27 protein-coding genes and 1 riboswitch are annotated in these 26,547 nt (G+C 61.8%); of the genes, 9 read left to right on the plus strand and 18 right to left on the minus strand.

The genetic code is table 11. The features are described 5' to 3' along the window. Window positions 1–40: 40 nt before the first annotated feature. The 3 genes from NEZ08_RS16270 (at window position 41) to eda (ending at window position 2,954) form a co-directional block, all read left to right on the plus strand. Complete coding sequence (locus tag NEZ08_RS16270) at window positions 41–1,243, plus strand: DUF2235 domain-containing protein (protein ID WP_298108843.1); 1,203 nt, start codon at window positions 41–43, stop codon at window positions 1,241–1,243. A gap of 122 nt (window positions 1,244–1,365) precedes the next feature. Continuing rightward, window positions 1,366–2,295 carry a sugar kinase gene (locus NEZ08_RS16275; protein ID WP_298108844.1) on the plus strand — a complete coding sequence of 310 codons (930 nt, stop codon included), beginning with the start codon at window positions 1,366–1,368 and terminating at the stop codon, window positions 2,293–2,295. Continuing rightward, window positions 2,292–2,954 carry a bifunctional 4-hydroxy-2-oxoglutarate aldolase/2-dehydro-3-deoxy-phosphogluconate aldolase gene (gene eda, locus NEZ08_RS16280; protein WP_298108845.1) on the plus strand — a complete coding sequence of 221 codons (663 nt, stop codon included), beginning with the start codon at window positions 2,292–2,294 and terminating at the stop codon, window positions 2,952–2,954. The genes NEZ08_RS16275 and eda overlap by 4 nt, the downstream gene beginning before the upstream one ends. Here eda and NEZ08_RS16285 read toward each other — a convergent pair. The 13 genes from NEZ08_RS16285 to crcB (NEZ08_RS16345) form a co-directional block, all read right to left on the minus strand. Next, a complete protein-coding gene (locus tag NEZ08_RS16285) occupies window positions 2,945–3,343 on the minus strand; it encodes an SH3 domain-containing protein (protein ID WP_298108848.1) in 399 nt (132 codons plus the stop codon). The genes eda and NEZ08_RS16285 overlap by 10 nt on opposite strands. Window positions 3,344–3,425: 82 nt before the next feature. Further along, window positions 3,426–4,160: an ABC transporter ATP-binding protein gene (locus tag NEZ08_RS16290; protein ID WP_298108851.1), complete on the minus strand. Its 735-nt coding sequence runs from the start codon at window positions 4,158–4,160 to the stop codon at window positions 3,426–3,428. Further along, a complete protein-coding gene (locus tag NEZ08_RS16295) occupies window positions 4,141–5,943 on the minus strand; it encodes a branched-chain amino acid ABC transporter ATP-binding protein/permease (protein ID WP_298108853.1) in 1,803 nt (600 codons plus the stop codon). The genes NEZ08_RS16290 and NEZ08_RS16295 overlap by 20 nt, the downstream gene beginning before the upstream one ends. Next, on the minus strand, window positions 5,943–6,812 hold the full coding sequence (locus tag NEZ08_RS16300) for a branched-chain amino acid ABC transporter permease (RefSeq protein WP_298108856.1): 870 nt from the start codon (window positions 6,810–6,812) through the stop codon (window positions 5,943–5,945). Before NEZ08_RS16300 ends, NEZ08_RS16295 begins: the two co-directional genes overlap by 1 nt. A 4-nt stretch (window positions 6,813–6,816) precedes the next feature. Continuing rightward, a complete protein-coding gene (locus tag NEZ08_RS16305) occupies window positions 6,817–8,007 on the minus strand; it encodes an ABC transporter substrate-binding protein (RefSeq protein ID WP_298108859.1) in 1,191 nt (396 codons plus the stop codon). Between the two features lie 57 nt (window positions 8,008–8,064). Then, window positions 8,065–9,078: a cobalamin-independent methionine synthase II family protein gene (locus tag NEZ08_RS16310; RefSeq protein ID WP_298108861.1), complete on the minus strand. Its 1,014-nt coding sequence runs from the start codon at window positions 9,076–9,078 to the stop codon at window positions 8,065–8,067. A gap of 28 nt (window positions 9,079–9,106) precedes the next feature. Then, a complete protein-coding gene (locus tag NEZ08_RS16315) occupies window positions 9,107–10,096 on the minus strand; it encodes an ABC transporter substrate-binding protein (RefSeq protein ID WP_298108863.1) in 990 nt (329 codons plus the stop codon). 133 nt (window positions 10,097–10,229) lie between these two features. Beyond that, entirely contained in the window at window positions 10,230–10,712 is a 483-nt protein-coding gene (gene greA, locus NEZ08_RS16320; protein ID WP_298108866.1) for a transcription elongation factor GreA, read from the minus strand. A gap of 59 nt (window positions 10,713–10,771) precedes the next feature. Further along, window positions 10,772–11,893 carry a hypothetical protein gene (locus NEZ08_RS16325; RefSeq protein WP_298108868.1) on the minus strand — a complete coding sequence of 374 codons (1,122 nt, stop codon included), beginning with the start codon at window positions 11,891–11,893 and terminating at the stop codon, window positions 10,772–10,774. 427 nt (window positions 11,894–12,320) lie between these two features. Further along, window positions 12,321–12,860, minus strand: a complete 540-nt coding sequence (locus NEZ08_RS16330) for a hypothetical protein (protein ID WP_298108870.1) — start codon at window positions 12,858–12,860, stop codon at window positions 12,321–12,323. A gap of 462 nt (window positions 12,861–13,322) precedes the next feature. Further along, window positions 13,323–13,661, minus strand: coding sequence for a DUF190 domain-containing protein (locus tag NEZ08_RS16335; RefSeq protein WP_298108873.1), 339 nt, complete (start codon window positions 13,659–13,661; stop codon window positions 13,323–13,325). Window positions 13,662–13,663: 2 nt separating this feature from the next. Beyond that, the gene (gene crcB / locus NEZ08_RS16340) at window positions 13,664–14,092 is read right to left on the minus strand and encodes a fluoride efflux transporter CrcB (RefSeq protein ID WP_298108876.1); all 429 of its coding nucleotides are present in this window, start codon (window positions 14,090–14,092) and stop codon (window positions 13,664–13,666) included. A gap of 182 nt (window positions 14,093–14,274) precedes the next feature. After that, on the minus strand, window positions 14,275–14,697 hold the full coding sequence (crcB, locus tag NEZ08_RS16345; protein ID WP_298108996.1) for a fluoride efflux transporter CrcB: 423 nt from the start codon (window positions 14,695–14,697) through the stop codon (window positions 14,275–14,277). A gap of 101 nt (window positions 14,698–14,798) precedes the next feature. After that, window positions 14,799–14,860, minus strand: a riboswitch (Fluoride riboswitch). A gap of 705 nt (window positions 14,861–15,565) precedes the next feature. Here crcB (NEZ08_RS16345) and NEZ08_RS16350 point away from each other — a divergent pair. Together NEZ08_RS16350 and NEZ08_RS16355 are read left to right on the plus strand one after the other, a co-directional pair. After that, window positions 15,566–16,018 carry a (2Fe-2S)-binding protein gene (locus tag NEZ08_RS16350; protein ID WP_298108877.1) on the plus strand — a complete coding sequence of 151 codons (453 nt, stop codon included), beginning with the start codon at window positions 15,566–15,568 and terminating at the stop codon, window positions 16,016–16,018. Between the two features lie 2 nt (window positions 16,019–16,020). Next, a complete protein-coding gene (locus NEZ08_RS16355; RefSeq protein WP_298108880.1) occupies window positions 16,021–18,339 on the plus strand; it encodes a molybdopterin cofactor-binding domain-containing protein in 2,319 nt (772 codons plus the stop codon). A 93-nt stretch (window positions 18,340–18,432) separates the two neighbouring features. Here NEZ08_RS16355 and NEZ08_RS16360 read toward each other — a convergent pair whose 3' ends face one another. From NEZ08_RS16360 to NEZ08_RS16375, 4 genes are all read right to left on the minus strand, one after another. Then, entirely contained in the window at window positions 18,433–19,002 is a 570-nt protein-coding gene (locus NEZ08_RS16360; RefSeq protein ID WP_298108883.1) for a Rieske (2Fe-2S) protein, read from the minus strand. 20 nt (window positions 19,003–19,022) lie between these two features. Beyond that, window positions 19,023–19,478 (minus strand): hypothetical protein, encoded by a 456-nt coding sequence (locus tag NEZ08_RS16365; protein ID WP_298108886.1) that lies wholly within the window; start codon window positions 19,476–19,478, stop codon window positions 19,023–19,025. Between the two features lie 104 nt (window positions 19,479–19,582). Continuing rightward, a complete protein-coding gene (locus tag NEZ08_RS16370) occupies window positions 19,583–21,313 on the minus strand; it encodes a methanol/ethanol family PQQ-dependent dehydrogenase (protein WP_298108888.1) in 1,731 nt (576 codons plus the stop codon). A gap of 733 nt (window positions 21,314–22,046) precedes the next feature. Continuing rightward, window positions 22,047–22,532 (minus strand): MarR family transcriptional regulator, encoded by a 486-nt coding sequence (locus NEZ08_RS16375; RefSeq protein WP_298108891.1) that lies wholly within the window; start codon window positions 22,530–22,532, stop codon window positions 22,047–22,049. Between the two features lie 162 nt (window positions 22,533–22,694). Between NEZ08_RS16375 and NEZ08_RS16380 the strand changes: the two genes are divergently transcribed. Then, window positions 22,695–23,972: an amidohydrolase/deacetylase family metallohydrolase gene (locus NEZ08_RS16380; protein ID WP_298108894.1), complete on the plus strand. Its 1,278-nt coding sequence runs from the start codon at window positions 22,695–22,697 to the stop codon at window positions 23,970–23,972. 184 nt (window positions 23,973–24,156) lie between these two features. Here NEZ08_RS16380 and NEZ08_RS16385 read toward each other — a convergent pair whose 3' ends face one another. Further along, window positions 24,157–24,600 carry a DUF3775 domain-containing protein gene (locus NEZ08_RS16385; protein WP_298108896.1) on the minus strand — a complete coding sequence of 148 codons (444 nt, stop codon included), beginning with the start codon at window positions 24,598–24,600 and terminating at the stop codon, window positions 24,157–24,159. A gap of 458 nt (window positions 24,601–25,058) precedes the next feature. Between NEZ08_RS16385 and NEZ08_RS16390 the strand changes: the two genes are divergently transcribed. The 3 genes from NEZ08_RS16390 to NEZ08_RS16400 all read left to right on the plus strand — a co-directional run bounded on the left by NEZ08_RS16390 (window position 25,059) and on the right by NEZ08_RS16400 (window position 26,537). Next, a complete protein-coding gene (locus tag NEZ08_RS16390; protein WP_298108899.1) occupies window positions 25,059–25,319 on the plus strand; it encodes a hypothetical protein in 261 nt (86 codons plus the stop codon). A 156-nt stretch (window positions 25,320–25,475) separates the two neighbouring features. Continuing rightward, window positions 25,476–26,000: an Hsp20/alpha crystallin family protein gene (locus NEZ08_RS16395; RefSeq protein ID WP_298108998.1), complete on the plus strand. Its 525-nt coding sequence runs from the start codon at window positions 25,476–25,478 to the stop codon at window positions 25,998–26,000. A 72-nt stretch (window positions 26,001–26,072) separates the two neighbouring features. Continuing rightward, window positions 26,073–26,537, plus strand: a complete 465-nt coding sequence (locus NEZ08_RS16400; protein WP_298108901.1) for a hypothetical protein — start codon at window positions 26,073–26,075, stop codon at window positions 26,535–26,537. Window positions 26,538–26,547: the final 10 nt, after the last annotated feature.

Below are 26,547 nucleotides of genomic sequence, written 5' to 3' on the forward strand. Positions count from 1 at the left end.
CGAATGAGACTTCGTCTGCGGCTAGTTTCGCGGGGACAGCATGGCGAAGGACATCGTCATATGCTGCGATGGCACCGGCAACGAGATCAACAACACGATCTCGAACGTGCTCAAGCTGTTCCGCGTCCTTGTCAAGGACGAGGGCCAGCGGGTCTATTATCACCCCGGCGTCGGCACCATCGGCCTGCATAGCACGTGGCGGCGGTTCGAGCAGGAGTCCAAGGCCGTCTTTAGCCTTGCCACCGGCGCCGGACTCGATGAGGACACGCTGGCCGCCTACCGCTTCCTGTGCAGAACATACCGGAAAGATGATCGGGTCTTTCTGTTCGGCTTCAGCCGCGGCGCCTATACGGTGCGCGTGCTGGCCGCCTTCATCCATGTGATCGGGCTCTTGCCGACGGACCAACTCGACCTCGCAGGCGCGGCCCTCACCGCCTACAAGAACGCCAGCGCAACCAGCCAGAGCACTGATAGCAAATTCCTCGACGAAGCCTGGCACTTCAGCCGCATCGCCGGCGGCTACCACATTCCAATCGAATTTCTCGGAGTGTGGGACACCGTAGCGTCGATCATCGTTCCGGGCCGCGGCCACCTGCAGACCCTGGTCTATACGCGGACCAATCCGAGCGTGAAGAAATTCCGCCAGGCGATGTCGATCGACGAGCGACGACGGATGTTCCGTCTCAACCACTGGAGGGACCCGCAAAAGTATCGTCCCGATATCTTCGATCCATCGAGCGCGATCGATCAGGACATCCGCCAGGTCTGGTTCGCCGGCGTGCATTGCGACGTCGGCGGCGGCTATCGGGAGTCCGAAAGCGGGCCTTCGAAATTCCCGCTGCTGTGGATGATCGATCAGGCCACGCAGGCTGGCCTTCGCGTCGACCGTTCCATGGTCGATCACCTCGCCTGGGGTCTGCCGCGGCCGACGGGCGTCCACCACTATACCCCGCCAAGCGTGACCGACCCGCTGCACGATTCGATGAACGCAGCCTGGGAGATTCTCGAATGGTGGCCGAAGCCGGAAAAATACCGCGAATGGCCGGAGCGCAAATGTTTCCTCGGCTACTATCTGCCGCGGGGCGAGCCCCGACTGATCCCGGAGGGCGCCAGGATTCATCAATCGGTGGTCGATCGGATGAACGAGAAGCCATCTTACCGGCCGGTCAACATGCCGAAATTGTACACGGTCGAACCGGGACCGACTGCGCCATCGCCGCTCTCTGCTCAGAACTCCGGGTAGATAGCGCGCAACATCGCTGCCTGTCGCCTATTCCTGCTGACCGTTCGGCGAACGCATTACGACGCGGCGATCATTCGCCTTCCGCTCTTGCATATCGCAGCAAGCGCGCCTAAGGCGTGATCATGAAGGTTGCCTCTCTCGGCGAGTGCATGATCGAATTCTCGCAAAGGAGCGACGGCTCGTTCCGGCGCGGCTTTGGCGGAGACACGCTGAATACGGCGTTGTATCTGGCTCGGCTCGGCATTGACACCTCCTACGTCACGGCGCTCGGCGACGACCCATTGAGCGAAGAGATGCTGGCCGCCTGGCGCAGCGAAAACATCAAGACCGGCCTTGTGATCCGGGCCTCGGGACGCCTGCCCGGCCTTTACATGATCCAGCGCGACGCTCGCGGCGAGCGCACCTTTCTTTACTGGCGTGATCGCGCTCCGGCGCGCGACTTCTTCGAACTGGTCGATCGAGATCAGCTCAAGCGTCTGGCGCAATTCGACTGGCTCTATCTTTCCGGCATCAGCCTGTCGCTCTATGGCGAGGCAGGCCGTGCGCGCCTGCGCGAACTTCTGGCGGCGACGCGACAAAACGGCGGCAAAGTTGCGTTCGACGGCAACTATCGCCCGCGCGGCTGGAGCGATACGGCGACCGCGCGCCGCGCCTTCTCCGAGATATTGCCCCTGGTCGATCTGGCGCTTCCGACCTTCGAGGACGAACTGGCGTTGGTTGGCAACGAAACGCCCGATCGTTGCATCGAACGCTACCGCGCCGTCGGAGTGAGGGAGATCGCCGTCAAGCTCGGGCCGCGGGGCTGCGTTGTCACGACCGGCGGTGATTGCATCGAAGTCCCGCCGCCAAAGGTGGTCGAGCCGGTCGATACGACGGCCGCAGGAGATTCGTTCAATGCCGGCTATATCGCGGCTCGCATCAACGGCGCGCCGCCGCGCGAAGCCGCAGCTGCCGGTCATCGGCTGGCCGGCGCCGTGATCATGTTGCCGGGCGCGGTGATCCCGCGCGCTTCCATGCCAGCAAGCGTGTTCAGGAGCGGAGAGAAAACATGAGCGACAAGAGCCGGCGGCAACTGTTGGATATCCTTGCGCTGGCGCCGGTCATTCCCGTCATCACCATCGAGGACGCTTCTCACGCGGTGCCGCTGGCACGCGCGCTCGTCGCCGGCGGATTGCCCACGATCGAAATCACCTTGCGCACGGCTGCGGCAATGGAAGCTGCGCGCGCCATCATGGCGGAAGTGCCGCAAGCCGTGGTCGGCATCGGCACCGTCTTGACCCCGGGCGACCTCGAACGTGCTTGCACGCTTGGAGCTGCGTTTGCGGTCAGCCCCGGCGTGACGGCCGATCTCCTCACCGCCGCCGCAATCTGCGAGCTGCCGTTTGCGCCAGGTATCCAGACCGCGTCCGATCTGATCACCTGCGTGACGCACGGTTTCGATATCGTCAAGTTCTTCCCGGCCGTGCCGGCCGGAGGACTGCCGGCGCTGAATGCGCTCAGCGGACCGTTCCCGCAGGTTCGCTATTGTCCGACCGGCGGAATCGGCGCGGCCAATGCGGTGGAATGGCTCGCGCATCCGAAGGTCGCGGCGGTTGGCGGTTCCTGGGTGGCGCCGACTCCCGACATCACTTCAGCCGCCTGGCCCGCCATCGAGCAACGCGCCCGCGCGGCGGCTGCGCTGCGATCACGCGCGCCGACGGCTCACCAATAGCGCCGGCCCCACCCCCAGCCCCGATACCATCCGTAATACGGGTAACCGTAATAGGGATAGGGCTGGTAATAATAAGTCGGCGGTGGTCCCTGGTCGTAGACTTGCACGTCGCCCATCCGGCGCCCGCGCGGCGCCGGCCGCGGTCCCATACCGACGTTGCGGGCGATGACGTAGCCATCCTTCCCGTCAAAAGACGCCGCACACCAACCATTGGTGCAATTGCCGACCTCGACCACGCCTCCCTTCGGGACGAGCGTGAGAACCTCGGTGTCGGTGCCGGGACCTTTGCGCAAGTTGGTTTCGCCGGTGGTGGCGATCGGCTTGGCCGTCGCGGAAACCACCGACAGCACGGTGACGATAGCTGCGGACGCCGCCCTTGCGAAGCTCATGGCTGAATACCCCATTTTCGTGACGCCAGCCGGAGAGGATGCCAACTCAGGAGCGAATGGACAACCTCCTGAAAGCTCACATTTAGCCCACCACGTGACCGAAATAGGCCTGCTCGATCTGCCGTGGCAGATCGGGGCTGCCGGCTTCGGATTCGAGAACGACGCGTCCGCCGGCCAGCGCATAGACGCGATCGGAGCCCGCGAGCGCCTTCTCGACCAGTTGCTCGACCAGCAGCACGGCCGTACCCGTGCGGCGCAATTCTCCGGCGACGGCAAGAACGCGGTCGACAAGCACCGGCGCAAGACCCGCCGAAGGTTCGTCCAGCATCAGAAGGCGCGGACGGCGGACCAACCCTTGCGCAACCACCAGCATCTGCTGCTGGCCACCCGACAGCGAGCCGCCGAGATTTTTGCGCTTGTCGGCAATCTCCGGAAAATAGCTCAGCGCCTCCTCGATCCGGGAATCGCGCTCGCGGCGCGGCAGGTCGTAGCAGGCCAGAAGCAGGTTGTCGAAAACGGTCTGCTGGGTGAAAACGCGATGGCCTTCGATGACATGGACCAGACCGGCACGCGCGGTTTCGCGCGGCCCCGCTCCTTTCAGCGAGCGCCCACCGAACACGATGTCGCCTCCGCTCCACGGCAGCAGGCCGGAGATCGCACGCAAAAGCGTCGTCTTGCCGGCGCCGTTGGGTCCGAGCAGCGACACCATTTCGCCGGCACGGATCTGCAGCGAGACGCCGTGCAGCACGCCGATCTTGCCATAGCCGCTTTCAAGCGCGCGCACGTCGAGAAGGATATCAGACTCCGAGATAGGCACTTACGACATCCTTGTGGCTTCGAATTTCCGCGGGCGTGCCGTGCGCGAGCACGCGCCCCTGGTTCAGCACCGTCACTCTCTCGCAGATGGCAAAAATGAGGTCGGAGTGATGCTCGACCAGGAGCACCGCAGTGCCGTGCCGGCTGATCTCGCCGATCAGCGCGCCGAGCCGCTTGATCTCGTCGGGCGAAAGGCCGGCGGCCGGCTCGTCGAGCAGCAGCACCGAGGGCGACAGCATCAAGGCTCGCGCGATTTCGATGAAGCGCAGTTCGCTGTGTTGAAGACGGCTCGCCCTCACCGGCGCCAGCGCCTCGAGACCCACCGCTTCCAGGGCGCGCATCGCCTTCGCCGTCAGTTCGCGTTCGTCCCGGCGGCGTACGGGAAACGAGAATAACGTCGCCAGGAAATTCGCCCGCCCCGACACCGTGCCGCCGATCATCACGTTTTCGAGCACGGTCTCCTCGCCGACGACGTGAGGCGTCTGGAAGGTCCGCGCGATGCCAACACGCGCGCGCTGCGCCGGATGTCCCGCTGCCAGCGGATGTCCGCCAAGCCGCACCTCGCCCTGCTGCGGCGCGTAATATCCGGAGATGACGTTGAGCGCGGTGGTCTTGCCGCTGCCGTTGGGACCAATCAGCCCATGCACGTGGCCCGGCTTGATGTCGAGATCGAGCCCGTCGAGCGCCCGCACGCCACCAAAGGAAAGAACCACGTTCTTCAAGCTCAAGGCTTCCGCGGCGGGACGCCTGGCGAAGATTCCCGAAAGCAACGCTGGGTTCGGCACGATGGCGCGACCGCTGGTCAAGGGACGCCTGTTCTCGAAGTCCAACAGCTCGGAGATGCCGCCGGGCATCGCAAGCACGATGGCCAGCAGCAGCGCGGCGTAAAGGAAAGTCGACCACGACGCGAGCGGCGCGGCGATCTCCGGCAGGATCGTCAACAGGATGGTGCCGAGCAGCGGTCCCAGGATCGAGCCGCGCCCACCGATCAGAATCGCAATGAAGAAGAGGATCGATAGGTCGAACGTAAACGCATCCGGCGTGATGTAGGTCTGCAACGTCGCAAACAGGCCGCCGGAAATCCCCGCAAGCGCCCCGCCGAGCAGAAACACGGGAATCAGCAGTGCTGTCTTGGAAATGCCGTTGGCTTCCGCCGCGACATCGGCATCGCGAATGGCGACCAGCGCTCGGCCGAACCGGCTATGCGCGATGTTGTAGGAAATCCAGGTCGCGAACGCCGCCGCAATCAGGCATACCGCATAGAACCCCCATGCGGTGTCGAACGGCTCCGGAAACTGTGGTCCCGACAAGCCTATGCCGCCGCCGGTCACGCTCCGCCAGGCGAGCGCGATCTGGGTGACGATCGTCGCGAAACCAAGGGTCGAGATCGCAAAGTAGAAGGTGCGCAGCCTGAGCGCCGGCAGCCCGACGATGACGCCGAAAGCGCCGCCGGCGATGGCGGCCGCGGCAAAGCAAACCACCAGCGGCATCGCGGGCATGACATTGCCGGCGGCGAGTACGCTCGTCACATAGGCGCCAAGCGTCAGCAGCGCGACATAGCCGATCGCGAGTTGCCCGGCGAATCCGACGATCAGGTTGAGGCCCGCCACCAACACCCAATAGACCGCCGCGCGGGAGAGAATCACGGCCCAGTAGTCGTTGCCGATGAAAGGAAGCACGAGAGCCACTGCAAGCGCCGCGATGGGCGCAACGCGGTTCGCCCAACCCGAACGAAACGCCGAGGCAAGACCTGCGGCCGATGGCTGCCCCTGCACGCTTGCCATCAAACACGCCTCATGCGCGAAGTGCCGAACAAGCCCTGTGGTGCGGCAAGCAGCACGACGATGAAAACCACGAAAACGGCAACGGAAGCGAAGATGCCGCCGACCAGAAAATTCGCAGCCTGCTGGAAAATTCCGAGAGCCAGACCGCCGATCACGGCGCCGCGGTTCTGACCGAGGCCGCCGAGCGCCACCGGCACGAAGCCGTAGAAATTCAGCTGCGCTCCGTTGGCGACGAAGGCGAGCATCAATTCCCCACCGGCAAAACCGGCCAGCGCGCCGATGACGCCGGCAAGCGCAAAGCTCGCGATGCGCAGATTTCGCTCGGGCAGACCGAGCGCGCGGGCGGCAAAATTGTCCTCCGCGACGGCAAGGAAAGCGCGGCCGATCAGCGTGCGGCGCTGCATCCATTCAAGAAATGCAACGACAAGGGCGCAAGCCAGCACGGGCAGCCAGAACCTTTCATCGTAGATGCCCGCACCCAGGCCGAACAGGCGCGGAAACGCCTGCGGCTCGGTGCTCCATTCGATCGCCGTGACCTGCTGTATCATCAGCGCTACCGCCAGCGTCGAAAGGACATAAAGATGCTGGTCGAGGTTTTTCAGAACCGGCCGCACGGCGATGAATTCGGTGATGACGCCCACCGCGGCGCAGCCGGCGAGCGTCAGGAGGAAGCTCGGAACCAGCGGCAGGCCGAGGCGCAGCGCAAACAATGAGCCGAGCACGCCGCCAAGCATGCCGAGCTGGCCCGCGGTGAAGCTCATCACCCGCGAGGCCGCAAACATCAGATTGTAAGTAATGCCGATGAGGGCGTAGACCGCGCCCATCGCAAGCCCCGTCACCAGGATGGAGCCCAGCGTTCCGAAGGCCATGGCGCTAGCCGTAGCCGGGCGCGAGGTTCAGCGCGCCGTCCTTCGACGAATTCGCCGCACCCATCACGACCTCGTCGGTCGGATAACCATTGTGCTGCGTCACCGACCAGGTGTAGTCGCCGAACAGGCCGGGATAGTTGGTGAGCCCGTCGAAATATTTGATGAGACCAGGGCCCGCGGTACCTTCGGTTTCGATCGCCTTTGCAAGCAGCTGGACCACGTCGACGCCGCAGAGCACCCACCACAGCAAGGTGTCTTTCAGATCGATCTTGCCCTTTGCCTGATCGAGGAATTTCTGGGTTCGCGCCGGCAGCCTGCCCTGCGCATCGAAGCTGCAGCTGCGGTAGTTGACCGTGTAGACCCTGTCCCAGTTCGCAGGCTTGTCGATCAGGCGTCCGACCTCGCCGGAACCGAGTGATGGATGGCCGACGAACGGCACGTCCCACGACAGCCCGGCGCGTGCGTTAAAGAGCCGCGCCGCCATGCCGGTCGACGTGCTCCACGCGACGATCGCCTGGGCACCCGCATTCTTCATCCGCAGCATATCGGGTGTCATGTCGGGCTGCGTCGCGTCGATCTGCGCGGTATAGACCACCTCGGCACCGTCCTTCTTGAAACCGGCGACCGAGTCGCCGGTCGCCGTCGTGCCATAGCCCGTGGTGTCGCCGATCACAGCGACCTTCTTAATTTTCAGCACTTGCAGGCAGTAGTGTCTCACCGCATCGTCCCATTGCGAATTGGATGGCGCGATGCGAAACGAATTCGGATATTTGCGCGGGTCGATCAGGGAGTTGACGACGCAAGGATGCAGGTTCGGCATCTTGGCGCGCGCCATGATCGGCGTGGTCGCCAGTGCCTCGCCCGAATTGGTCGGCCCGAAGATCGCGGCGACCTTGACCGAGCTGATCATCTCCTGGGTCGCGTTGACGGCTTTGGTGGGATCGCCCTGCGTATCGCGAGTGACGAGCTCGATCATCCGGCCCTTGACGCCGCCGGCACCGTTGACCGCCTCCACCGCGTAGCGCAAGCCGCGGTCAAATCCTATTCCCGGCGCCGAACTCGCGCCGGTGAGAGCGCCCAGCCAGCCGATCTTGATGGTGCCGGATTGTGCCAGGGCCGGCCCCAGCAAGCCTGCCGAAGCGACGCCGGCAAGGCCGGCCGTGCCCAAGGTAAATTCGCGTCTCGTGATCGTCATGGGTGTTTTCTCCCTGCCCGCTTGTTCTTGATTCAGATTGTGCGCGAAGTTCTGATCCTAAGATCTACCTTCGAACAGATCACGGCCGCGCACGATTGCGCGCATCTTGCCGTCGGCGATGGAGCGTTTGAGCATCCAGAAGCCGCAATCCGGATGAACATATTTCACCCTGCCCGGTCCAAGGGTCTTCTCGGCGCGCTCTATGAATCGCGCGACCGCTTCGGGCGTTTCGATCTCCGTCACCTTTACATCGATCACGCCAAGCCCGAAGCCGATCTCCGGCCGTAATTCCCTGAAGAACTCAAGCTCCTCCACCGGGCGATGCGCACATTCCATGATGATGTGGTCGACGTGAAGCGCGTTGAGATAGTCAATCAGGCTCTTCCAGCTCCCCTTCTGAATCGATTGACCGCCGTAGTTGCCGAAGCAAAGGTGAACCGCCGCCTTGGTCTTGACCGCGTCCAGCACGACGTTGATCGATTCCGCTGCCCATGACCATTCCTCGGGGTGACCCGGCAGGTTGGCTTCGTCGAGTTGCACGATGTCGGCCTCGATATGCCGGACCTGCTCCGCCAGCACGGCCGCAATGGCGAGCGCGAGTTCGCGCCGGTCCTTGTAATGACGGTTGATCAGCGTCTTCGCCAGCATGTGCGGGCCGGTGAGCGTGAACTTGAACGGGTGCGTTGCCATCGCCCTTGCCCGCTCGCAGGCGATCGGCAGATCGAGCGAACCGCTGCCGAGCGGGCCGACCACCATGCCCGGCGGCCGGGTGCGAAACTTCATCCCGGGCATTTCGCGGAACTTCATCAGCTCGGCGAATTCGATGCTCTGGCTCACGCCCGCCATCGGCCTGACGAAATATTCGATCATGCCGTTGGTCTCGGGGTGATTGATGTCGAAGCGATAGAGTTCGCCGTCGCAGACGACGTCGATGCCGGCTTCTTCCTGCGTCGAAATGACGACGCGAGTCGCATCGAGAAGCGCCTGTTCGGACGGCAGGGCCACAAGCCAATCGGGAACGGGATAGGAGCCAACCGTCGTTGTTCTTATTCTTGCATTGGGTGGCGGCATTTTTCCTTTGCTCTCCTACGCATTGCGATCAGTTCGGCAGGAATTTGAACGAGATGAAGTCGTCCATGCGGCCGGCTGATGCGTGGCTGATGGTGCCCGACTGGGCCAACAGGTCGATCGATGCCTTGATATCGGACCGGTTGGCTCGGAACGGCGGCTCGGCCTTTGTGGCGTCGGTATGATAGAGCGGCACGGTCAGTTTCAGCCCTTCGATCAGGTCGTCGCGCAGGCCTGCCTTGGGGCTGACCTTCAGCATCGCGTCCACGGCGGCGGCGGGATCCTGTTCCGCATCGGCGACCGAGCGCGTCGCCGCCCGCATGAAGCGCATGACGAGGTTCGCATGCTTCTCAGTTGTATCTTTCGCCGTGACGATCGACGAACTCGCGAGGTTCACACCGTAATCGGCGAACGGCAGCACCGTTACCTGCTTGTGCGTGGCAGCGGCGATCCGCAAATTCTGGTCCATGGAATAGCCGAGCATGGCGTCGGCCTGGCCGTTGATGACCGCGTTCAACTTCGCGCGGTTATCGCCGGCAATGATCGTCATGTCGCTTTCCTTCATGCCGACCTTACCAAGCACCAGCGGAAGAATCTGAGAAAGCGAATCCCCGGGCGTCAGCGCCAAAGACCTGCCGCGAAGGTCCTGGAGTGAGCGGATGTTTTTCTCCGCGAGGGAAATGAACGCCATCGGGCTTTTTTGCAGCAGTACGCCGACGACCACGACCGGCGCACCCTTGTCCGCCGCCTTCAGGATCGAGGCCAGATCGGCGTAGCCGAACGTCGCGGTTCCCGCCGCGACCGCTTGCACCGTCGGGACGGAACCGCGGCCCTCCTGAATGTCGAGTTCGATGCCTTCATGCTCGAAATATCCGCGCTCTTTGCCGAGGAAGAACGGTGCGTGCTCGGCATAGAGATACCAGTTGAGGAGCAGCGTCGCCTTATCGGCTGCGCGCGACGGAGCGAATGGCGTGGCAAGAATCAACGCAATGGCGATCATCAGACATCGCTGGAGCGGCATTCCTCCCCCTTGCACCTGTTGCGGCACATTGGCAGGTCATACTGACGCGATGGCTTGAGCGTTGCAAGGCCATGCAGGTTTCGTGACACCGGCTCGGCGCGTCAAACACCACGATGACGCCCATGGCCATGCTTTACGCGATTGCGATAATTTCGAGCTCGTGGCCCATGGATTCCACGGCGTCGCCGACCGCCTTGCCCAACAGCGATTTCGCCACGGGAGACACGAAGGAAATCGAGCCGGCCTTGGGATCGGCTTCGTCCTCTCCGACAATGCGATATGTCTGCACCCGCCCGTCCTCGCGGCGGAAAGTCACCGTGCTGCCGAAGGCGACGCTGTCCGCAGACGACGGGCTTGCCACGAGCTGCGCCGTTCGCACCCTTTCCGAGAAATAGCGCACCTCGCGCAGCGGTATGGCGGCTTGCCGCCGCCGCTCATTCACGTCTTCGATGCGCTGCGCCGCCTCATAGGCCTCGCGCGCCTCGCGCAACTGGCTTTCGAGCGCCTTCAATCCGGCTTCGGTGACGAGATTCGGATGAGGCGAGATCGGCCGATCCGGCAACAGCGTTTCAGACGCGGTTTCGGCACTCTCTTCCTTGGTAAAGGCAACGCTCAAACTCGAATCCTCTTGGATCTGCGCGGCAGCTTGATCGCCCTTTGGAACGATCGCCGGCTTTAATTAGCGGCTGCAGTGGCTTGCCGGATTTTCAGCCCCGGACGATGACGGGCCATCTCCTCGCCGTCGATCGGGGCCACGTGCGGAGGGTCCCGGTCGAGGTAGGGACGCCCGAGTCCGAACTCGCTGCCGTGGTCGTCGACCCATTTCCAGAGAATTTCGCTGGAGGCAAGTCGTTCCCCGCGCGAGGCGCCTTTGATGCTGACGATATCGGCCGCAAGGCCGTGGCCGTAGCCGCCACGAAGGCTGCCGCCATGATAGGACCGGTTATCGGCAGCCTTCAGGCCGCTCGCAATCGACTGGCGGTAATCATCGCGAAACGCGCTGGTGATCCCGGGCGCCAGTCCGGCCTCATCCGCCGCGCGCAGCATTTGGAACAGCTTCAGCTTGAAACTGCGGTCGACGCCGCCGATCACGTAATCCATCAGCGACATGTTCGCGTGCGTCGCCGCCTTGGGGTCCTTCCAAGCGAAATCCTCGTCGATGACGATCGTTGACGTTCTGGTCACCGTCTTCAGCTTGCCCTTCTTTCGGATCGTGACCTTTCTCTGCGTGCTCTCCCGGATCGCATCTTCCTTGGGCGTTCGCTGGTAGAGCTGCCAGAGGTAGCGATCGACGCAGGTCTCCAGCACCAGGCAGTCGTCGACAATCTCGATCGGGCTGCTTGCGTCGTAGATTTCCTGGGTCTGCGGACCCGCAACATTGCTCGGCTGCGTCTCCTCAAGCGACGATTTGGACGGCTGCTCGTCCGGCGTTTCCAGCGCGGCCACCACTGTCTGGCTTGCCGCCGGCCTGTCGACCTTCGATGGATCGATCACATCAGGCGGAGCGATGCCCGGCGCATCCACGCTCGGCTTATCGAGCTTCGATGCATCCACCTCGCGCGCTGGCGCTGGATTGACCACCGGATCGATCGTGGCCGTCACCGGCTCGCTGGGAAGAACAATGTTTGCGGGAACGGGCGCGACCTCAGTTGCGGCGGGCGTGACCTCGGCCACGGCCAGCGAATAAACGTCGCTTAGCGGAAAGCTCGCAATGACGAGCACAGCAAGCACCGCAACCGGAATGGTGATTTCCCGGCACCAGAGTGCTATCGCCACGATCCGCCGATTGATGGCCAATGTCCGTACCTGGCTAAATCCCGCCGTATCTTCACCCGATCAATCCATGGAGTAAAGCCCGGCAAGTGGCGCTGCCTTTGCTATTTCACCGAAAACCGGCGCAGGTTCCCGCGACCGACGCGAAGCCCACCACATGCGGCTTGCGATCCCGGTTGCGTCCGGCACGTCGACACTATCGTCTGCGGCGCAGGCGCACGAACAGGAACTGGATTTGACATCCGTTGCCGTTGTACGGCGGACTCTCAAAGCGAACGGCGAATCCAAAGCTCCACAAGGTCCTTTGATTCCAACATTTGCAAAACTGACGCCTGGAGGACGACGCAGGGTTTTGTATCGACCGCTGGTGCCCGCCTGTCACGAACGCCGTTAACCAAGCCCGCAGAGGCTGAAGGTCAGACATCGATTCCGCCTTGTGAGTAACGATCCATTAGGGTTGATTGATCCGGCAAGCCGCGATTGGGGAGCGCGGAATCGCCTGCTGCGCAGCCGACATCAGGGGCAGCCGGCTAAACCGAAATTCAACCGCCTGCTTTAATTGGGGCATGACATGCAGTGGTATGTCTACCTGGTGACGATTCCTGCCGTCTTCTTTCTGGCCCGGGTGACCGTTGAGTTGATCGGCCGACCGATACAGACAATTTTGCATCTTCGGCAGCACGCGATCGAGCGGATGCTTGCGTTCCGAAACTTGCGACCACCGGGCCCGAGGGAGCTGGCAGTCAGTTCCAGGCAGATCCGCGCGTACGACCAGGCCGCGCGAAACCTGCGACAAGCGCATTGCACCTTTGCCGATCTTGGCGCTCAACTGCTGGCATTTGGTGAAAGCGAGCCCACCATCCGCGTCGTGATGGCGTTGTGTGGTCTGGATGTCGTGCGGGCGGGCTTTGAGCTGATCAATCTTTCGGAAATCTATGCGGCTGCGAAGACCGACAGTGACGAGGTCCGTCGCGGAATCGAGCAGGCTCATCAAGCAACCATGACCGCGCTCGCAGCGGCTCGCCGATTTTCGAACGATGGATTGACAAGAATCAGGCTTGAGCCGATGCATCTGAGCGATGCGGCTTCTTCACCTCATCGAATGCGGCCTCTCGCCCGATCGCGCTTCGTTGTTCGCAACGCTTCGTCACGGGCCAGGCGCGCGTCAGGCGCAGTGAGACGACTGGCCCATTAAGGCCGCTGTCCAGGTCGTGTACTCAATTTCTCCAGGCGATTGGGCCAAACATGATTCAAGCTCAGGAGGGAACACTGGGGGTCGGATCATGCGCTACGACTTGGCCGATGTCGAGCTGAGTGTTATCGAACTGCATCTTCCAAGGGATCGCCATGACCGCAATCCCACCGGCAACCGCCGCGCTGCAGGAACTTGTCGGCAAAAAAGCGCCGCGCGCCAGCATAAGTGCGACAGGATTGTCGCGGCGAGCGGCTGCCATCACTGCCTTTTTGAGCCGTAATGGAGCACCTGAACCTTCTCGAGCGTGATGAGTCCGCTGGACATCATCGCGTCCAATACAGGCAGGAAGCCGTTGATCTTCTCCTCGCTGTCGACGATCTCGATCACGAGCGGCAGGTCTTCGGAAAGGCGCAGGATCTTCATTGTGTGCAGCCGGCTCGACGCGCCAAAACCGACCGGACCGCGAAGAACAGTCGCGCCGGCAATTTGCAGCTCGCGAGCCTTCAGCACGATAGCCTCATGCAGCGGCGCTCCCTCGAATTGATCGTCCTCACCGATAAAGATCCGCAGCAACAACGCCTGCTTGGGTATTTGCATCTTCAACTCCCCTTCAACCGATTGACACGGTTTGCGACCGCGTAGCCAAGCCAGACCGCAACGAGCCAGGTCACGACGGATATCCCGATATTTGTCAACGCCATCGCTCTCATGCCGTTATGCGCCAACTTGAATGTTTCCAGGCTAAAGGACGAGAAGGTCGTATAGCCGCCGCAGAAGCCGGTCATGACGAACTGACGTTGCCGTGTACTCACAAGCCACCGCCCGTCGGGGCCAGTGAGCGTGCTGTAGAATCCGATAATGAACGAGCCGGTGATATTCACGAACAGCGTTGCAAGAGGAAATCCCGAGACCAAGGGGATCAGCAGGCCGGCCAGATAGCGTGCCACGCTGCCAAGCATGCCGCCGGCTGCGACAAAAGCGTACAGCATCGGCGTACTCCAGTTGATCGATTTCCTGCCGGCAGTCATTGTCGAGATTTCCGATTCAGTGGAAGAATCCGATTCAGTGGAAGAAGATGGCTACTGGTCGGTTTCAACTTTTCAGCGGACAGTCTTGCGAATGTTAGAATCGAAGGACCACCGGCAAATATGTGGTGGAGTTCAGGATTTGACATTCGCTTTGCGAATTCGCGGCCAGATTGTAGCGAATCTCAAACCCACTCCACCAGGTAGAAGCCCAGGGCGGCAGCGCCAAGGCTAAGCCCTACCGAGATGACAACATAGCCCAACGCGCGGGCGGCCTCGCCATCTCTCGCAAGCGCCAAAGACTGCAAGCTGAAGGAGGAAACCGTGGTGTAGCAGCCCAAAAACCCTGTCACCGCAAACAGCCAACCATCCGCCGACGCCAGCAGCGAGGTCTGGTTTTCGGCGATCGCAGCGAACATGCCGATCAGGAAAGCGCCGCTGACGTTGATAATCAGCGTGCCCCACGGAAATGTTTCGCCGACCCGGCGGGCTACGAAGCCGGAAATGAAATAGCGCGTCATACCTCCCAGCGCGCTTCCGACCATGACGCTCAGCAATCCGCTCAGCACTGCAATCCATCCTTTCCTAACTGGCTCCGCTTCCGGCATCTTCAACATGCCGGTCACCGGCCGCCCCTTTTGGATAGGCAGCCGATCAGACCCAGGTGCTTCCTGCGGAGGAGTACGGACATGCTCCTACCGACGCAAAGCGCCTTGTAGGAGTCATCAGCCTTGCGGCGGTTACCGGGAGAACCCCATTCCCTTGAATTGATGCAATCCTATCTCGCATTTGGCTATTCGCAAGCTTCAATCTGAACCAGCCCGAACGGGAGAACCGGCCGTTGACCAGGATCAGCCCGGTTCGACACAGCCATCCCTAAGGCGTTCACCCGTCACGGTTTCGCGGCCAGGACGAATTGCCCCTGGCCACGCGCGGAAAGGCCACGACGATGGCGCGGCGCATCGCGGATGGCGAGATTCGAATGCTTGCAATCAACGAAGCCTCTTATCCCGAGGGTCTTGATCAAGCATGCTCACGCCGCGCCGAGCACGGGGTTGTGCCCATGCTATTCGAGACTGAGAAATGAGGCATGCGAGGCAAGCATAGGTGAACAGGAAAAGCGCTCCCTCAAGCGCGAGGATCACCGCGGCGGCAGCGCGACGATCAGGCGACCCGAAAAGCCCGAAGCGCGGACTGTCCCCGGCTGGACGCTCGCGGTCCGGTTGACATATCGACGCCGATCAATTCGACCGTCTCGCTTTTGACAAACAAAAGTGCGAAAGCGACCTCGTGCCAAATCCGCCTCTCGGCGCAAATTTCCGACGCAGTGAGATGAGGGGCGCGCCTCGGACCACGATGGAAGGACGCAAGGCGTTCTGAAGACTGGTTTCAGAAACCATTGCACCTCTCTCATCCAGATTTTGCCAGCCCGAGGGCGCTCGGCGAATGCGGTTATCTCAAGAGGGAGGAACCATCATGATAAAATTGAAAATAAACGGCCAGGAGCAGACCTGGGAAGGCGATCCGACTCTTCCCCTGCTTTGGTTTATCCGTGACGAGGTTGGCCTGACCGGCACCAAATTTGGTTGCGGTGAGGCGCTTTGCGGCGCCTGCACGGTGCTTCTCGACAAGGAAGCCGTTCGCTCCTGCGTTACCGCCGTCTCGGACGTCGCCGGCCGTGAGGTCACAACGATCGAGGGCCTTCACCCGACCGGCGACCATCCGGTTCAGAAGGCCTGGCGTCAGGCCAACGTGCCGCAATGCGGCTTTTGCCAGGCCGGGCAGATCATGCAGGCGGCTTCGCTCTTGATGCAAAACCCCAAGCCATCGCACGACCAGATACGCGAGGCGATGTCGGGTAACATCTGCCGCTGCGGCTGCTATCAGCGCATCGAAAACGCCGTCCATCTCGCATCGACGGGGGTGTGATCATGAATATCATAGCAAATCCCAACAAGCTTCGTGGTTTCGAGCGCTCGATCAAGGTCGAGAACGTCTCGCGACGTGACATCGTCAAGGGCCTGGGAATTGCCGGCGCCTTCGTGCTGGCAGCCCCTTTGACGTCCCGCCCGGCGCTGGCCGCGTATGAGACGGGCGCCGGCAAGATGCCGCACGGCGTCGTGGTCGATCCCCGTGTGTTCGTTTCGATCGCGCCGGACGGGATGGTTACGATCATCGCGCACCGGTCGGAAATGGGAACGGGCGTGCGGACCAGCCTGCCGCTGATTGTCGCTGAAGAAATGGAAGCCGATTGGTCCCGCGTTCACGTTCAGCAGGCCCCTGGCGACGAAGCAAAATATGGCAATCAGGATACTGACGGATCGCGCAGCACGCGGCACTATCTGCTTCCGATGCGGCAGATCGGCGCCTGCGCACGCACCATGCTGGAAGCCGCGGCGGCCAAGCGCTGGGGCGTGCCTGCAACCGAGGTCAAGGCCGCCAATCACGAGGTGGTCCACAATGCCAGCGGCCGAAAGATCGGGTTCGGAGAGCTTGCCGCCGATGCAGCAAAGGAACCGGTGCCCAACATCGACGGGTTGAAGCTAAAGGACCCGAAGGACTTCCGCTATCTCGGCAAGGGCGAGGTCTCCATCGTCGACCTCCGCGACATCACGACCGGAACGGCGCGATATGGCGCGGATGTCCGCCTGCCCGGCATGAAGTATGCGGTGATCGCCCGACCGCCGGTGACCGGTGGCAAGCTGGTGTCGTTCGACGGCAGCGAAGCGATGAAGGTGCCCGGCGTCGAAAAGGTGATGGAGGTCAAGGGATGGCCTTGGCCCTCAAAATTCCAGCCGCTTGGCGGGGTTGCCGTCATCGCGCGCAACACCGGTGCCGCGATCAAGGGTCGCGATGCACTGAAACTGATCTGGGACGACGGAGCAAATGGCAAATATGATTCCGTGTCTTACCGGACCGAACTCGAGGCGGCTGCGAGGAAGCCGGGATTGGTCGTCCGCAAGGAAGGCGATGTCGACGCCGCACTGAAAGGTGCGGACAAGGTGGTCGTCGGTGAATACTATCTGCCGCACCTCGCCCATGTCTCGATGGAGCCGCCGGTCGCGGTCGCCAACGTCAAGGGCGACAAGGCCGAAATCTGGGCTCCCGTGCAAAGCCCGGGAGGCACGCACGAAGACGTCGCCAAGACGCTTGGCATCCCGGTCGAGAATGTCACCGTCAATGTGACGCTGCTCGGCGGCGGCTTCGGGCGCAAATCGAAATGCGATTTCGCCCTGGAAGCGGCTTTGCTCTCGAAGGAACTCGGCGCGCCGGTGAAGGTGCAATGGACGCGGGAGGACGACGTCCGTCACGACTTCCTGCACACCGTCTCCGTCGAGCGCATCGAGGCGGGCCTCGACAAGAACGGCAAGGTCATCGCGTGGCGGCATCGCAGCGTTGCGCCCAGCATCGCCTCCACCTTCGCAGCGGGTGCGGTGCATCAGGCGCCGTTCGAACTCGGCATGGGATTGATCGATATGCCGTTCGAGATCGCCAACATCCAGTGCGAAAACCCGGAAGCCGCGGCGCACACGCGTATCGGCTGGTTCCGTTCGGTGTCGAACATTCCGCGGGCGTTTGCGGTGCAGTCGATGGTCGGCGAAATCGCCCATGCGACCAACCGCGATCAAAAGGAAATGCTGCTGGAGCTGATCGGCTCGCCAAGGATCGTGAACCTTTCTTCGGTCAAAGATCCCTGGAACTACGGCGAGCCTTACAGCAGCTATCCGATCGACACCGCGCGCTTGCGCAAGGTGGTCGAACTGGTCGCCGAGAAAGGCGAATGGGGACGGTCCGTGCCGAAGGGGCATGGACTCGGCATCGCGGTCCACCGCAGCTTCGTCAGCTATATCGCGACCATCGTCGAGGTCGCTGTCGACGAAAAGGGGAAGCTCACGGTGCCGAGGGTCGATACCGCCATCGATTGCGGGACTTTTGTCAATCCCGAGCGCATCCAGTCGCAACTCGAAGGCGCGGCCGTCATGGGATTGAGTCTCGCCAAATATGGCGAGATCACTTTCAAGGACGGCAAGGTCCAACAGAAGAATCTGGATGACTTCCCGGTTATTCGGATCGACGAATCGCCGCGCGTCACCAATGTCTACATCGTACCGCCGGGACCGGAGACGCCCCCCAGCGGCGTCGGCGAACCTGGTGTACCGCCGTTCGCGCCGGCACTGGTCAACGCAATCTTCGCTGCCACCGGAAAACGCATCCGGGCGCTTCCGATCGGCAAGCAACTGGAGACGTGAGGGGAGCGGTTGTGTCATTGCGTCGATCTGCCGAAAGGCAGGTCGACGCAATCCAAACTCGATATCCGCGCGCCGCGCGATCTCAGGCGCAGCTCAGCCCTGCGTGCCGCCGACCCGGCTCGTGAAAGTCCTGGCAACCGTCACAACGCCGTCTTTGAGCTTCAGTCCGAGCGCCGGAAGCGGGCGCGGGGCCGGACCGTCGAGCACCTCGGCGCCATTTCTCGGATCGAAGACCGAGCCGTGGCAGGAGCAGACAAAGGCTTTGCGATCCGTGGACCACATGTTCACCGGGCAACCCTGGTGCGTGCAGACGGCCGTGTAGGCGACGACGCCATCGGCGGCGTGCGCCCGGGTTTCTTCGCTTAGCGTGGCGGGGTCGAACCTTGCCAGTATCACCAGACTGAGTCGGTTGTTACGCACGGTGCCGTCCGGAGCCATCGGGAACACCTGCATCTGCGGACCGCCGAGCGCGAGATCCTCGGCGCGCACCACCTGCCCCTTTTTCGGACCGGTCAGAAACGTAAAGCGATCGTCGGGCGCCGGCGGCTTGTCGGACTCGTCCTCCTCGGCCTGCGCGCCGACCGCCAGCAGCGGTGCAAGCGCCAGCGTGAGGAATGTTCGCCTCCGATAGCAGCGAAAGTGCAGCCGATCATCGCACGGCATGGGGCCAACATCCTTCATTTTCATTCCGTGCCGTTGACGTTGGCGATCAGGCGCAGCGAAACCATCGACAGCTCGTCCGTACCGTGGATGTAGCCGACCCTGAAATAGCCGTTGATGGGATGTTTGCCAGGCTTGGTGGGCCGCACGTCGATCGCGAAATCAAGCCCGTCGTCCTGAACGGTGCCGCGCACCACACGGTGCTCGAAGGCGACCCCGTCGTCAAACGACGACAACTCGATGACACGATTGTTGTAGCCGTGAAGAACACGATAGCCGTCGCGAATGTGCAGCGTGGCGTGCAGCACCGCCGGCTCGCCGACCTTGGCGGACACGTCGGTCACCTCGACGACATAGGCAGGCGATTCATCGGCTTGCGCCGCTCTGACGCCCGGGAGGGCCGACGCGGTCGCAAGTGCAGCAATCGCTGCAAGGGCGGAGAGGCGGATCAGCATTGATCCCGTTCGAACATGTTGCATCGTCAAAATCCCGAGATGTGAGATCGTTCGGCAGAGGGCAAAGCCCGAGCCTGCCGGGAAAATCGGCCGCCATGTCTGGCGGCCGATCGCGAACCAGGATGGGCTCACTTGGAGACGGCGAAGACCCAGACGACACCGCCCTGCGGCACGTCCTTCTGCCAGCCTACCAGCTCGCTCATCAGTCCCTCCTGGAATGCGGCATCGACTCCGTAGCCGGACTCAACCGCCACGTACTGCACGCCATTGACCTCAAAGGTCGAGGGCGGTGCGATCACCCCGGAGTTGGTCTTGAAGTGCCAGAGCTGCTCGCCGGTATTGGCATCATAGGCGCGGAACTCGCGGTCGTTGGTGCCGCCCGTGAACAGCAGGCCGCCGGCCGTTGTGAGCACCGACCCCCACATCATCGAGCCCGAATACAGGTTGCGCCAGGCCCGCTTGCCGGTGTTGACGTCATAGGCCTGGAGTTCGCCGTAGAAGCTCGCCTTGGTGTCGACCGAGAAGTGCAGGTCGGGAATGCCGACGCCTGTCCACCATTGCCCGGGAATGCGCTCCTCGACCTTGCCTTCCAGGGTGTTGCAGTGGTTTTCGTTGGAGGGAATGTAGACCATGCCGGTCTTCGGATTATAGGCCTCGTACGGCCAGTCCTTGCCGCCCCACAGGCCGGGACAGAACTGCGCCGATTTGCCGGTGGCGGGCTTGTGGGCCGGATCGACGTCAGGCCGCCCGGTCTTGGGATCAATGCTCTTGAACACGTTCTGCGGCACGTAAGCCTCGGCCTTGATGAAGGAAATCTGGCCTTCGGGAGTGCGCTTCAGCCAGTAGAGATAGCCGTTGCGCGCCGGCTTCAGCAGGCCCGACGTCGTGGTGCCGTCCTTCTGGAAGTCCACCAGCATCGGCGCATTCATCTCATCCCAGTCCCACGACTCGTTCTGGTGATACTGGAAATAGCCCTTCATCTTGCCGGTATCGCCATCGAGCGCGAGCGTCGAGGAGGTGTAGAGGTTGTCTCCCGGGCGTTGATCGCCGAACCACGGAGAGCCATTGCCGGTTCCCCAATAGACCGTGTTTGTATCCGGGTCATAGTTGCCGGTCATCCAGGTTGACCCGCCGCCTGTCTTCCAAGTGTCGGGCTTTTGCCAAGTGTCGCTTCCCGGCTCGCCGGGTGCCGGCACCGAATAGGTCTTCCACACCGACTTGCCCGACTCGGCATCGAACGCTTCGACAAAGCCGCGCACGCCGAACTCGCCGCCGGCAACGCCGACCAGAATCTTCCCCTTCACGACCAGAGGCGCCATGGTCATGTAGTAACCGTTCTTCCAATCCTCGACCTTCGTGTTCCAGACGACCTTGCCGGTTTTGGCGTCCAGCGCCACCAGCACGGCATCAAGCCCGGCCACATAGACCTTGTCGCCATACAGGGCCACGCCGCGATTGGTGTTGTGCAGCGCACTGAACCCCTCGGGAAGCTTGGGCTTGTAGCGCCAGAGCAGATTGCCGGTCGCCGCATCCAGCGCCACCACCTGGCTGTATGGTGTTGAAATGAACATCACGCCGTTGTTGACGATGGGAGGCGCTTCGTGGCCGGAATCAACGCCGGTGGAGAAAGCCCACACCGGCACCAGTGACTTCACGTTGCCGGTGTTGATTTGATCGAGTGGACTGTAGCTCCAGCCCTTGTAGCTGCCGCGCGTCATCAGCCAGTTTTCCGGCTCCGGGTGCTCGAGCCGGGCTGATGTCACGGGACTGTAGTTGTCAATCGGACCGGCGAAGACCGCGGTTGGTAGAAGGGTCGTGAACGCGACAACGCTCGATAAAAGCCATTGCTTTCTGGTCATGGACGCTATCTCCCTATGCTGCTTTTTTTCGCTTACCGCATTGCGGTCAGTACGATCGTCCGGAGCACGGGAAACAGTTGCGACCGCGCCCCCTCAGCCCTGTCGAACACCTCCTTTTCCAATCCTGACGCCGTTACGGCGAAAGAGTCGTCTGGTGTCGTAACCGCCCGCTCAAACGAGCGGGCAGCGCGCTGGTCCCAACGACCGCAGATCATTGAATATCGCGGCGGCGGCTTATCTTGTCGGCAACTTATGAGCGCATCTTGGGCGTCGCCCGAGGCAAAAAAAAGACCGTCGAATGCCTTCGCGAAACAATCGTCGGCAGCCTTTCGGTTTCCGCTGTCCTGCTATGCACAGATCAAGATGTTCGATCGAGAGGCCGGCACTTTGTTATGTGCAGGCGGAGTCACCAATCGTCGACCCTTCCATCCTGATTGAAGCCGCCGCTCTTGCATACCATATCCCAAAGCAGCTCGGGCATGACTCGACTTCGCCCGCCGTGGCAGCAGTTTACGACATGCGAAGCAAGCCGGCTCTTTCTTCTCGCCCGTTTCCCTTACGTCGTCTTGATCGGATCATCATCCCGCGGCTTCGCGGCTCTCGGCAGCCCAAATAACGTCAGATGCTTCGCAATTTCGTTTGATCGGCTCCCCGAACACGGACCGAATTCGAGACGGCTGCATTTCAGGCAGATTGCACGGATTCTAGCCGCCCGATCGCCGATCCTGGTCCGTCAGTCTGGAGCGTCCGCAGTTTCGCTCAGCCTGTCACGACCTGCCACGACCTTCTGCATCATTGCGATAAACCGCTTTTGCTCAGCCTTGCTCAGGCCGTCGAGCGTCTCATAATGCGCCGCGCGTGCCGGCGCCTCGATCTTCCGCAACAATCGTTCGCCGGATCTGGTCAACCGGCACATCTGCGCCCGGCGGTCCCGGCTATGCACGGCGCGTTCGATAAATTTGCGGGATTGCAGTCGCTTAAGCGCTCCTGTTGTGGTCGTGCGATCGAGCATGACTTCCGCGGCGAGCGTGGTTTGATCTGCCGCGCCGCGCCGCGCCAATGCTGTCAGAAGGCTGTATTGCAGCGGTGTGATGTCAAAGCCGGCGCATTTCCTTTGAAACAAGGCGACATGGATCTGGTGCAGCCGCCGGATCAGAAATCCAGGCCGTTTCTCCAGCTGCCAAGAGCTGCCGCGCTGTCGCACTGTCTTGCCGGTCATTCCTGTTCCATCCTTCGCCCTCGCCGCACCGATTTGATGCGACGGATATCCTGCGGGTCTATGGCACGAATGTTGCTGCATTCACAATACGAAGTATGCTTCGCATTCCGCCGGTCCTATGGTCGCAAATCGAACCCGCCACCGGGAAAAGGAGATCAGCCAATGTCCGCAAATACCAGCTTCGACCTGCTCCTGCGCGGTGGCCGCGTGATCGATCCGGCCGCGGGCGTCGACGGCCTGAAAGACGTAGCGATCCGCGACGGCAGGGTTGCCGCGGTCCAATCCGATATCCTGCCGGCCAGCGCCAGGGACGTCATCGACGTCACCGGCAAGCTCGTCCTGCCGGGGCTCATCGATACCCACGCTCACGTCTATCAGTATGTAACCGGCCGCTTCGGTGTGAACGCTGACATGGTCGGCGTGCAGTCCGGGGTGACGACCCTGGTCGATCAGGGCGGTCCGTCCTGCATGACGTTGCCCGGCTTCCGGAATTTCATTGCCGGGCAAGCGAAGTCGCGCACGCTGGCGTTCCTGTCGGCCTATCTGGTCGGAGGTCTGGAGGGACATTATTACCCGAACCTCTATAGCCCGGACTGCGTCGACATCGACGCCACCGTGAAGGCCGCCAAAGCCAATCCCGACCTTGTTCGCGGCATCAAGGCGCATGCCGAAATCGGCGGCTTCGCCCGCTGGGGCATTCGCGTCATCGAAATGGCGACCGAGATCGGACGCCGCGCCGATCTTCCGGTCTACGTCCATTTCGGCCAGCTCTGGGGCCTGCCGGCCAGCGGTGCCAATGGCGAAGACGTCGACACCATTCTGGAACGCGTGGTTCCGCTGCTGCGAAACGGCGATATTCTCGCCCACCCGTTCACGCGGCATCCTGGCGGCTTTGTCAATCGGCAAGGCGAGGTGCATCCCGTAATTCAGGCCGCACTCGACAAGGGCTTGAGGATCGACGTCGGCCACGGCAGTCATTTCTCCTATCGCCTCGCGCGCAAGGCTATTGACGCCGGCATCATCCCCACCACGCTGGGTGCGGACATTCACGGCTATAACACCCATGTTCCGGCGCCCGCCGGCACCCCCGACGAGCACGCCGACGACGAGAACCATCCGTTTGCGGGCCAGGCCAAGTTCAGCCTGGTGCAGGCCATGAGTTCGATGATGGCGCTCGGACTTTCGCTTGAGCAGGTCGTGCCGATGGTGACCTCGCATCCCGCGGAAATGCTCGGGCTCGCGGGCGAGATCGGCACGCTACGCCCGGGTGTCGAAGCCGACGTCACCGTTCTCAACGAACAGCGCGGCCGCTATATCCTGCGCGACAATGAAAAGACCGAGGTGGTAGCCGACAGCCTGTTGCAGCCGGCGTTCTGTTTGCGGGCGGGCGTCCGTTACGATGCCATCGCCCCGATCCTGCCGCACGCGGTGGCTGCCTAGCGTTAAGGGCACGAACGCAAGGGGCGAATTTGCGTAATCGAGGCCGCCCCGCACCGGTCAGGTTCAGTGCGCGCGATTGGATTGTTTGAAGGCTACGTGCCCCTGGGGATCATCTATCATGGGCTCGTCGGTACAGCGCTTCGCCGTTTATTCGCCGCTGCTGAGGTTCCGGTAGCCGGATCAGTCACAGACGATTGACCTCGAACTCCTCGCAGGAATAGCCGAGTTTCGATAGCCCCTCCTCGAGGAAGTCGCCTGCGAGCGGAGTACCGATCAGATACTCTGCTGTACGCTCGTTGTGCGCACGCGCGGCCTCTTCCCGCACCTCGGACCAATCACCGGACGAATAGTCGTCGCGGCCCAGCCACATCAAGGCAATTAGATCGATCTGCTCATCTTCGGAGAGAGAATCGATGAGAGATGTGAGTTCTTCGACCACGGGGTCGTCAGCATGCTCCTCAAGCACACTGATATCCTTATCGTCCGACGGATTTGATCCCGGATCCGGCTCGGTGGTCTCGTCCTTGGCATCAAATTCGCGCGCCTTGATGATGATAAAGCAAACCTTCTCGGGAGAGATAGTGAGAGACGCCGCCTCGGCTTCTGCTGCCTTTGGATTGTCTTTCATCGCGTAAACTCCAAGCCGACCCCGACAGTTGCATGCCCCCTTGAGCAATCACCTGTCTTGCGGTGGGGACCACGCGATCTAGCCGCATCGGCCTTCGACGCGATTTGATCGATGTCAACCCTGACTGTCTTGATTGCTTGGGCCTGCGCCGGTCCAAGACTCTGTCGTTTCGGCATCGGTTGATTCAAATCAATGTCCGGAAACCTGCTTCCGCGCATTAATTTCCAATCCGTCGTGCGGAGGCAAGATCGGTGAAGCAAGGCAGTGAAGCGCTACGGGCGTGGATTTGCCAAGGCGACGAACCCCTCTGCTGATGAAACGCGGCGGCAGGTCCGTGCCGTTCCATCTGGATCACCCCGAGGGCGACCTCGGTTTCGACCGTGATGGGCGGCGCGGGTCCCTCATAGCAGTGCTTGATGCAGCACATGTTCCGCGAAATCGGTGCGTAAGGCTTGCCGATGTCAAATGATCCGAAGACCCAGTTGCACGAACCGGCTTCTACCAGGGACATCAAAGCGGTTCTGGGCGCCCTGGACGAGAACGACCTCCTCGATATCGCCGCGCTCCGGCCAAGCCTTCGCGACCTCGATGAGGCGGCAACATGGCTCTCCGGAGATCGGGACATCTTTGGTGCCGGCGAACCTCTAAGGGGTATCGCGGCCGAAATTGTCGCGATACTGACGCCGGACAACGACGATCAAGGTCTGCGCACGCGTTGAGGTTCCGGCATGGGCTGGTCAATTCCCATCGTTTGCGAGGTTTCGAGCGGCATTGCACGGCTTCATGTGTTCGCCGCACCCGAGCTTGCGCAAGATCAAGCGCGCGCTGGGAAGACCGCCCATGAATGACGCTCTCACAACAGAGGAGTATCGATGATGACAACAGAAACCAAGCTGCCGGTCACAAGGAAAGCCAGCGAGCCGGCGTTTGCTGGTGAGGTATGGCGCCCCTTCGAGTCGTTGCGGAAAGAAATTGACCGCGTATTCGACGATGTTAGCGAGGATTTCTGGCGCCGGCCGATCCGCTCGCTCGCTGCATTCGAAAGAGCTTGGCCGAGGAAGTTCGCCGCAGCGCCGGCCGTCGACGTCGCCGAGAGCGATAAATCGTACGAGATCACGGCCGAAATGCCGGGAATCGATGAAAAGAATATCGAGGTGAGTCTTGCCAATGGCGGAATCACCATCAAGGGCGAAAAGAAGGAAGAGGCGGAAGAAAAGAAGAAGGACTACTACGTTTCCGAGCGCCGCTACGGTTCGTTCGAGCGCTATTTCGCGCTGCCTGATGGCGTCGACACCGACAAGATCGAGGCGGCATTCAGGAATGGCGTCCTCAAGGTGACACTGCCGAAGACGGCGGAAGCGCAAAAGCCCGCGAAAAAGATCGAGGTCAAAGCAGCCTGACATTTGAGTCGGAGGTCATTCGTGGGGCTACAGAAATGGAAGCCCCACGATCGAATTTGAATGGAGGGAATGGTGACGGCATATCCGATCGATATCGAACCGGAACAGATCGTCAGATGGCTTGTGGCGGAACAGCAAGCCGCGCCATCGCTCTTCAGGTTTGACGCCCGACGGCGGGTGGAGGTGCGCAACATCGCCGAACGTGCGGAATATCACCTTGGTGACGAAGACCGAGAGGATCTCAGCGAAGTCACGACGATGGCGACGTTGGAGGTGACGCCGGCGCACAGGGGCGACGGCTGGACCCTGACGATTGCGACGGAAGACGATACGGGTCCTCGTTCGTCCGGCGCCGAAGCCACCGACCAACAGATCGACCTCGGCACTTTCTATCAGCAGTTTATCCGTCAAGGTCGCGGCGTTACGGCGGTGACGGCGGACATAGATGGGGCGCCGGCAGAGCGGCATTTGAATGAGCTTCTTGACGCCATTCTGGTAGACCGTCACCCCGCGACTGCGGGTCGTCATCACGCGTAAGGAAAGGTCC

Origin of the sequence: Bradyrhizobium sp. (assembly GCF_027451485.1) — a bacterium.
Classification (GTDB): domain Bacteria; phylum Pseudomonadota; class Alphaproteobacteria; order Rhizobiales; family Xanthobacteraceae; genus Bradyrhizobium.